This is a genomic window from Amnibacterium sp. (assembly GCF_051956055.1).
In the GTDB taxonomy this organism is placed as follows: Bacteria; Actinomycetota; Actinomycetes; order Actinomycetales; family Microbacteriaceae; genus Amnibacterium.
In genome coordinates this window covers 1-7253 of sequence record NZ_JBQCGC010000010.1, presented here as the reverse complement: position 1 = coordinate 7253, position 7253 = coordinate 1, and the positions used below count along the sequence as shown (strand labels likewise).

9 protein-coding genes are annotated in these 7253 nt (G+C 73.9%); 7 read left to right on the top strand and 2 right to left on the bottom strand.

From position 1 onward, the window contains the following. Window positions 1-82 precede the first annotated feature (82 nt). Window positions 83-1537: a protein kinase domain-containing protein gene (locus ACTHLI_RS01350; protein WP_440180961.1), complete on the top strand. Its 1455-nt coding sequence runs from the start codon at window positions 83-85 to the stop codon at window positions 1535-1537. A gap of 45 nt (window positions 1538-1582) precedes the next feature. Next, window positions 1583-1873 carry a hypothetical protein gene (locus tag ACTHLI_RS01345; protein WP_440180959.1) on the top strand — a complete coding sequence of 97 codons (291 nt, stop codon included), beginning with the start codon at window positions 1583-1585 and terminating at the stop codon, window positions 1871-1873. Window positions 1874-1879: 6 nt separating this feature from the next. On the opposite strand, the gene ACTHLI_RS01340 is transcribed toward ACTHLI_RS01345, so the two are convergent. Then, complete coding sequence (locus ACTHLI_RS01340; RefSeq protein ID WP_440180958.1) at window positions 1880-2356, bottom strand: hypothetical protein; 477 nt, start codon at window positions 2354-2356, stop codon at window positions 1880-1882. A 77-nt stretch (window positions 2357-2433) separates the two neighbouring features. On the opposite strand from ACTHLI_RS01340, the gene ACTHLI_RS01335 reads away from it, so the two are divergent. The 4 genes from ACTHLI_RS01335 to ACTHLI_RS01320 all read left to right on the top strand — a co-directional run bounded on the left by ACTHLI_RS01335 (window position 2434) and on the right by ACTHLI_RS01320 (window position 5302). Next, on the top strand, window positions 2434-3441 hold the full coding sequence (locus ACTHLI_RS01335; protein ID WP_440180956.1) for an NAD-dependent epimerase/dehydratase family protein: 1008 nt from the start codon (window positions 2434-2436) through the stop codon (window positions 3439-3441). Window positions 3442-3561: 120 nt separating this feature from the next. Continuing rightward, window positions 3562-4053 (top strand): hypothetical protein, encoded by a 492-nt coding sequence (locus tag ACTHLI_RS01330; protein WP_440180954.1) that lies wholly within the window; start codon window positions 3562-3564, stop codon window positions 4051-4053. Window positions 4054-4131: 78 nt separating this feature from the next. After that, the gene (locus ACTHLI_RS01325; protein ID WP_440180952.1) at window positions 4132-4485 is read left to right on the top strand and encodes a DUF7882 family protein; all 354 of its coding nucleotides are present in this window, start codon (window positions 4132-4134) and stop codon (window positions 4483-4485) included. Window positions 4486-4549: 64 nt separating this feature from the next. Next, window positions 4550-5302: an ABC transporter permease gene (locus tag ACTHLI_RS01320; RefSeq protein ID WP_440180951.1), complete on the top strand. Its 753-nt coding sequence runs from the start codon at window positions 4550-4552 to the stop codon at window positions 5300-5302. A 7-nt stretch (window positions 5303-5309) separates the two neighbouring features. Here the strand turns inward: ACTHLI_RS01320 and ACTHLI_RS01315 are convergent, their stop codons facing one another. After that, window positions 5310-6146 carry an undecaprenyl-diphosphate phosphatase gene (locus ACTHLI_RS01315; protein ID WP_440180949.1) on the bottom strand — a complete coding sequence of 279 codons (837 nt, stop codon included), beginning with the start codon at window positions 6144-6146 and terminating at the stop codon, window positions 5310-5312. 219 nt (window positions 6147-6365) lie between these two features. On the opposite strand from ACTHLI_RS01315, the gene ACTHLI_RS01310 reads away from it, so the two are divergent. After that, the gene (locus ACTHLI_RS01310; protein WP_440180947.1) at window positions 6366-7025 is read left to right on the top strand and encodes a flagellar M-ring protein FliF C-terminal domain-containing protein; all 660 of its coding nucleotides are present in this window, start codon (window positions 6366-6368) and stop codon (window positions 7023-7025) included. Window positions 7026-7253 lie beyond the last annotated feature (228 nt).

The following is a 7253-nucleotide window of genomic DNA, read 5'->3' as shown; positions in this document are numbered from 1 at the left end:
GGCGATGCACGGGGTTGCGGTCGCGGCGGGTCGGTGCGCACGCGCGCGAGAGCGCCTCCGCCGCCCACTACAGTCGCCGTCCGTGCCAGCACTGTTCGGTCGTCGCAAGGCCGAATCCACGCCGTCGCGCGACCGGACGTCGACGGCGCGGCCGGACACCGCCGACCGGCGAGCGGCGTCGCTCCGCGACCGGACCACGCCGCTCATGCTCGGCGGACGGTACGAGCTGACGCGGCTGCTCGGCGAGGGCGGCGAGGCCAGTGTCTATGCGGCGCGGGACCGCTCGCTCGGCCGCGAGGTGGCGGTCAAGCTGTTCCGGCGGCAGGTCGCTCCGCCGTCCGCCGGAGCGCTCGAACAGGTGGAGGCGCGCGTCGGTGCCGCCCTCAACCACTACGCGCTCACCACGCTGATCGACACCGGCATCGACGTCGGCCCGGACGGCGCACCGCAGCTCTACCTCGTCATGGAGTACGTGCCCGGGGAGACGCTGCGGGAGCGGCTCAGCCGGGGGGCGATGGAGGTCTCCGAGGTCTGCTGGATGGGGTTCGACCTCGCCGAGGGTCTCGACTACATGCACCAGACGGGTTTCCTGCACCGCGACGTGAAGCCGAGCAACATCCTGCTCTCGGGCCTCCGGAGCGTGCGACCCGTGATCGCGAAGCTCACCGACTTCGGCATCGCCGCGCCCGTCGGCGAGCCGGACCTCAGCGAGTTCACCGTCGGCACGGCCGCGTACCTCAGCCCGGAGCAGGTGGAGGGGCTGGACGCGAGGCCGGAGTCGGACGTCTACTCGCTCGGGCTCGTCATGCTCGAGGCGATGACCGGCAGGACCGAGTTCCGCGGTTCGGTGACGCAGGCGGCGTTCGAGCGGCTCACGCGCGATCCCCGGATCCCGCCATCGATCCCTCCCCGGACCGCGGCGCTGCTGCGGCGGATGACCGCGCGCGTGCCTGGCGACCGGATCGGCCTGCACGACGTGGCGGTCGAGCTGCAGCAGATCCTCGTCGACGATCTGCAGGACCGCCGCGATCAGGCGGTGCGAACCCGGCCGAACGTGGCCGAGCCGGACGCCCTGCGTGCTGCGATGCGCCAGGGCCCCGCGGACGCCGACGCGGTGCTCCGCCTGGTGTCGGCCGCGACGGACGCCCCGAAGGCGCTCCTGCTGCTCGTCGAGGCGGATCGGCGCGAGGTCATCGGCGGCGCGCAGGGGTGGGCGCAGCGGCCCTCCGGGATCGAGGCGCGGCCGTTCCAGCCCTCCAGAGCGGCGGCCAGGACCTGGGCGCTGCCCGACGTGTTCGAGGATCCGGCGCTCGCCGGGCACCCGCTCCTCGCGGAGCCCCACGACGTGCGCGCCGCCGCGGGGACGGCGCTGGTCGCGCCGGACGGCGGCCGGCTCGGGACCCTGCTCGTCGCCGACGGACGGCGCAGGCCGTTCACGGAGGCGCAGCTGCGCGCGCTAGAGGACGCCGGCGACCTGATCGTCCGCGAGGCGGGGCTGCGCGCAGCCGTCCGACGGGCGCTCTTCCCCTCCGGCTGATCAGCGCCCACCGAACGCACATCCGCTGTGCGGAAGGGTCGGCGCGTGACCATGACCGTGACGACCATGGGCGGTGCGGTCTACTCGATCGAGTTCCGCGATCTCGACGGGGCCGGGCGCCGGCTCGCCATCAACCGGAACGGCGGACCGGACGATCCGCCCGAGACCAACAAGCCGATGCGGGCCGACACCTGGTACGAGGTGAGCGTGCTCACGCCGCTTCCGCCCGAGATCGGCACGCACGTGCGGATGATCCTCAACCCGATCGAGGACGACCCGGACCCGGTGGTGCGGCAGTCGACCGTCGTGGTCTCGGTGGTCGGCCTCCTCGAGTGAGCCCGGCTACGCCCTGCGCCGGCGCTGCGGAGCGATGAGCACGAGCGCCGGGTACGTCACGACGGCGACCGCGACGTGCATCACGATGAGCGAGAGCACGCCGCCCGCAGGCTGACCGCCGCGCAGGATCCAGAAGTCCGGCGCGAAGCTCACCACCGTCACGATCACCGTGAGCAGCAGGAACGGGACCCGAGCCCGCGACCAGATGGCGCCGGCGACCGGCCATCCGAGGCTCGCGAGGCCGATGCCGATGACCGTGAGCTTCGTCCAGTCGGGCGCCTGGAGGTGCCCGTAGCTCGCGAGCGCGGGGTCAATGGCGATCGTGGCGGCTGCGACCGCCGCACACGCGGCGAGCGAGAGCGCGATCGAGACGACGGCCGCGATGAGGAAGCGCACCAGGGTCGGCGTCCCGGCCAGTCCGGGCAGGTCCGCACGGAGGAGACGTGCGAGGGACGAGGTGCGAGCGGCAGCCAGCGTGGACATGCCCGAACCGTAGGTCCGGGCCTCGAAGAGACCGCCAAGACGCGAGGCGGTCAGGTGCGCCGTCTACGGTCCGCGTCATGCGCATCGTGATCGTGGGAGCGACCGGCAACGTCGGCACGGCGCTCGTGCGACGGCTCTCCCGCTCGGCCGACCTGGACCTCGTCGGCGTCGTCCGGCACCCGCCGCAGGCCGACCCGCCCTACGACGGGATGGACTGGCGGGCCGTCGACATCGGACGCGCCGGTGCCCGGACGAAGCTGGTGGAGGCATTCGCCGGCGCGGACGCCGTGGTGCACCTCGCGTGGCTGCTGCAGCCGAACCACGACGAGGCGGTGCTGCGCCGCACGAACGTGGACGGGTCGCGGGCCGTGTTCGAGGCCGCGGCGGAGGCGGGCGTCGGGCAGCTCGTCGTCGCCTCCTCGGTCGGGGCGTACAGTCCCGGGCCGAAGACGCTCCGCGTCGACGAGACGTGGCCGACCGAGGGCGTCCGGAGCTCCCACTACGGGCGGCACAAGGCCGCGGTCGAGCGTCTGCTCGACGACGTCGAGGCTCGGCACCCGGACCTCGTCGTCACCCGCATGCGTCCCGGTCTCGTGATGCAGGGGGACGTGGGGCTCGAGCTCGACCGCCTGTTCATCGGGCCGCTCGTCCCGACCGGGTGGCTCCGGTTCCTCCGGCTGCCGCTCGTGCCCGTGCCGCCGACCCTCGTGTCCCAGGTCGTGTGGGCGGACGACCTCGCCGACGCGTTCGAGCGCGCGCTCCGCCGTCGGGCGGCAGGGGCGTTCAACCTCGCGGCGGAGCCCGTGATCGGGCCGCGCCGGCTGGCCGAGGCGCTCCACGGCGCGTGGTGGCCGACCCCCGCGCCGGTGCTGCGGGCGGGGCTCGCGCTCGCCTGGCGGTTGCACCTCGTGCGCGCCGATCCCGGATGGCTCGATCTGGCCACCGAAATCCCGCTCATGTCGACGCGACGCGCTCGAGCCGAACTCGGCTGGGCTCCCACGGTGGGGGCGGTGGACGCGGTCCGCGCCGCCGCGGCAGGAGTGGGGCGGCATTCGCGTGTGGAGGCGTCGCCCCACCTGCGCTGACGCGCACGCGGCCTCCGATCTCGGCGGCCGACGATTCCGTGCACGGACCCCGGTCGGGGTTGCATCCGGAGGTGGGTGCGCCTACCGTGCGGGGCGTCCGCGGCCCGATCGGAGGCGCCCATGGATGCGAAGCGGTTCGAGCCGGACGAGGCGACCGACCTGGTGCGGGCGAGCGACCCGCGCTGGTGGGCCGGTGGTGACGACGAGGCGCAGCGCTCCTTCGCGCGCAGCGCACTCGAATCCGTCGGTCGGGCGCTGGCCTTCGTGGCCGACGGGAGGCCGCGCTGGGTGGAGACACTCGCCACGGAGGGCGTGGTCGACTGGCCGCACGTCGAGGTCCTCGCGCTCACCGGGCGCGCGCTCCTCGTCCTCACGGTGCCGTGGGCCCCGGGCGAGACCCACCCGCGCCCGTCGATCCGGATCCACCCCCTCCGCACGGCGAGAGGGCTCGAGATCGACGGCTTCGCCACCGGACCCGACGGCCGCCCGGCCGGATGCACGGTCACCCTCCTGTTCGTCGATGCCGGTGTGCGCCTCGGCGGTGCCCTCGCTGCGGACCGCAGGGCGCTCGCCGAGCTCGTCCCCGCGCTCCGCGACCTGATCGTCGCCTGACCTGGGTGCGGCCTCCGCGTCCCCGATCCGAGGTCTGCTCCGAGGTCACCCGCCCTACTCTCAGCGAAGGAGGGCGCCATGGGGACGATGAGCTACATGGGGATGGTCGTCGAGTTCGACGACCGCGTGCTCACGCACCTGCAGATCGTCATCATGCAGAAGTTCCGCCGCGGCGAGGCGTTCCCCATGTCCTGGGTGGACGCGGTCTCGATCGGCAGCGGCCGGAGCGCGATGTGGCTCACGCCGTCGACGCCGATCTTCTTCAAGTTCGACGGCTCGCGCGTGCCCGCGATCGATCCGGACTGGGTCGACCGACTGACCCGGTCGGCGGAGAGCCCGCGCGGGCTCATCGTGACCGACGCCTCCGGCGAGCTCGTCCACGCGACCGGGGCGAACCATCGCCCGGTCGCGCTGCACAGCGCGCGGAACTGACCAGGTCCGACCCGCCAGGCTGGGGGTGCGGGCCCGTCCGGGCTCGACGCGGTCAGGAGGGGCGATGACGCACGCGGAGCTGGGGCGCCTGGCGCCGACCCTCATCGGCCTCGTCGTCCTGTGCGGCGTGACCGTGGTGGTCCTGACGGTCGCGCGCGTGCCGCAGCGCTGGGGGCCGACGCTCGCGATCGTGCGGGCGACCGCGCAGCTCGCGGTCATCGGGTTCGTGCTCACCGGGGTGATCACGAGCTTCGGCTGGGTGGCCCTCGCCCTGCTCGTGATGCTCGGCGTCGCGATCGCCACCTCCACCGGCCGACTCGGGTGGAGCCGCCGTCATCTCGGAGTGGTCGCCGCCGCCATCCTCGGCGGCGCCGGGGTCGCCGTGCTCACGGTGTTCGCCTCCGGCGCGCTGGACCCGACCCCGAGGTACCTGCTCGCCGTCGGCGGCATCGTCGTCGGCAACGCGATGGCGATCACGACGCTGACGGCCAGGCGGTTCCTCGCCTCCGTCGACGAGCAGTGGGACCAGGTCGAGGGCTGGCTCGCGCTCGGTGCCCGGCCGATCGAATCGACGAGGACGCTCGCGCGTGCCGCCGTGCACACCGCGCTCGTGCCCTCGGTGGACCAGACGCGGACCACCGGGCTCGTCACCCTGCCAGGCGCCTTCGTGGGCGCCGTGTTCGGCGGCCTGTCCCCGGTGGAGGCGGGCCGCTTCCAGGTGGTCGTGCTCGCGGCCATCCTCGCCGCCGGATCCGTCGCCTCGGTGCTCGTGGTGCGGCTGCTCGGGGCTGTCGAGCAGCGCCCCGTGCCCCGCTGAGGGAGGGTCAGACGGCCGCGATCACCCCGGTGACCAGCAGGACGGACAGCACCGCGGCGAGCGCCACGCGGTACCAGACGAACACGGTGATCGAGTGGTGCGCGACGAGGCGCAGCAGCCAGGCGATCGACGCGTAGCCGACGAGGAAGCTGACGACCGTCGCGATGAGCGTGTTGACCCACCCGACGCTGCTCGCGACGTCCCCCGCGGAGGTCGCGGCCTCGAAGGCGCCCGCCGCGACGAGCGCCGGGATCGACAGGAGGAAGGCGAACCGGGTCGCCGACACCCGGTCCAGCCCCCGGAACAGCCCCGCGCTGATCGTCGCGCCCGAGCGGGAGACGCCGGGGACGAGCGCGAAGCACTGCACCACCCCGATGACGATCGCGTCGACGACGCTCAGCTCGCCCTCCGATCGCTCCTTCCGGCCCAGCCGCTCGGCGAGCACCATCACGACGCTCCACACCACGAGTCCGGCGACGACCACCCAGAGGCTGCGGAGCGCACCGGTGACGAGGTGACGCGCCAGGAGCCCGACGACGCCGATCGGGATCGATCCGACGATCACGTACCAGGCCATCCGCCAGTTCGGGTCGGAGCGCGCGTCGGCGTGGACCAGCCCCCGGATCCAGGCCCCGATGATCTGCACGATGTCGCGCCGGAAGTAGACGATCACCGCGATGATCGCGCCGACCTGGATGATCGCGGTGAACGCCGTCACCCCGGCGTCGTTCACGGGCAGCCCGAGCAGCTCCTCGACGATCGTCAGGTGGCCGGTGCTCGAGACGGGCAGGAACTCGGTGAGCCCCTCCACGACGCCGAGCAGGATCGCCTGCAGGGGATTCATTCGGGTCCGACCTCCGTCAGCGGGTGCCGGGATCGGCGGCGCCCGCCCGCGGACGCTATCGATCGGGGCGGCGCCGATCCGGGGACGCGCCGCCGGTGCCGCGATCCGGTGCGGGTCCCACGTCGCGCGCGCCGTCGGTCGAACGCGAACTGGGGGCACCGCGCCGAGCCGCCGTCGCGTTCACTGGGGGGTCGACAGGACGGCGCTGGGGGGCGACGCATGGCGAGGACACGGCGATCGGGCCGGTGGGCGATGGCGGCGGGGGCCGGCGCGGTCCTCACGCTGACCGTGAGCACCGCCGCGCTCTCCGCCTCCGCCTCGACCGGGACCGCACCGGGGACCGGGACGGCGGCCGTCGTGCAGTCGGTCCTGGACCGCGTGCTGGGCCCGGGATCCGCGATCGTCCAGGTGTCGGACACCGTGCGGACCTCGACCGGGCTCACCACCACGCAGCAGGTCGGCTCGGCCGTTCCGTCGAGCATCGCGACGCTCGGCACGACCACGGCATCCGGCTCGTCGCAGGCGGTCGTCCAGCAGAACGCGGTCTCCGGCACGACGACCACGGTCGCGACGCCTGCGGGCGCGCTCGTCCGGCGCTCGGTGTCGGTCGCGGTGGATCGGACCCGGCTGGGCGGCCGGAGCCTCGCCGCGATCCGCGCGCTCGTCACCGGTGCGGCCGGTGTGGTCGCGTCACGCGGCGACCGCGTCTCCGTGGTGGTCACCCGGTTCGCCGCCCCCGTCGCGCCGGCGGGCGCCCCGTCCCCGACGCCGCTGTCCCTCCTCCTGCCGTTCGTCCCCCAGCTGCTGTGGGTGCTCGGGGGCGTCGCGGCGCTCGCGGTGCTCGCCGCCGCGGTCCGGGGGAGCCGCCGCCCCGCCTGACCGGCGCGCAAGTGGATGACGCGCTGTCCCTCATTCGACGACGCGCGACGTCGAATGAGGGACAGCGCGGCGGAACAGCCGTGCTGCGCGCGCCGTCTTGGCGGTTTTTGAGGCCGCACCCCCGATGATCGGGCCGGTGCGACCGTCCACGCCCTCCGGGAGATCGCTCTTCGAGCGCATCTACACCCTGGTCGTGCTCGTCAAGGGACTGGACGGCACGGTCGAGCT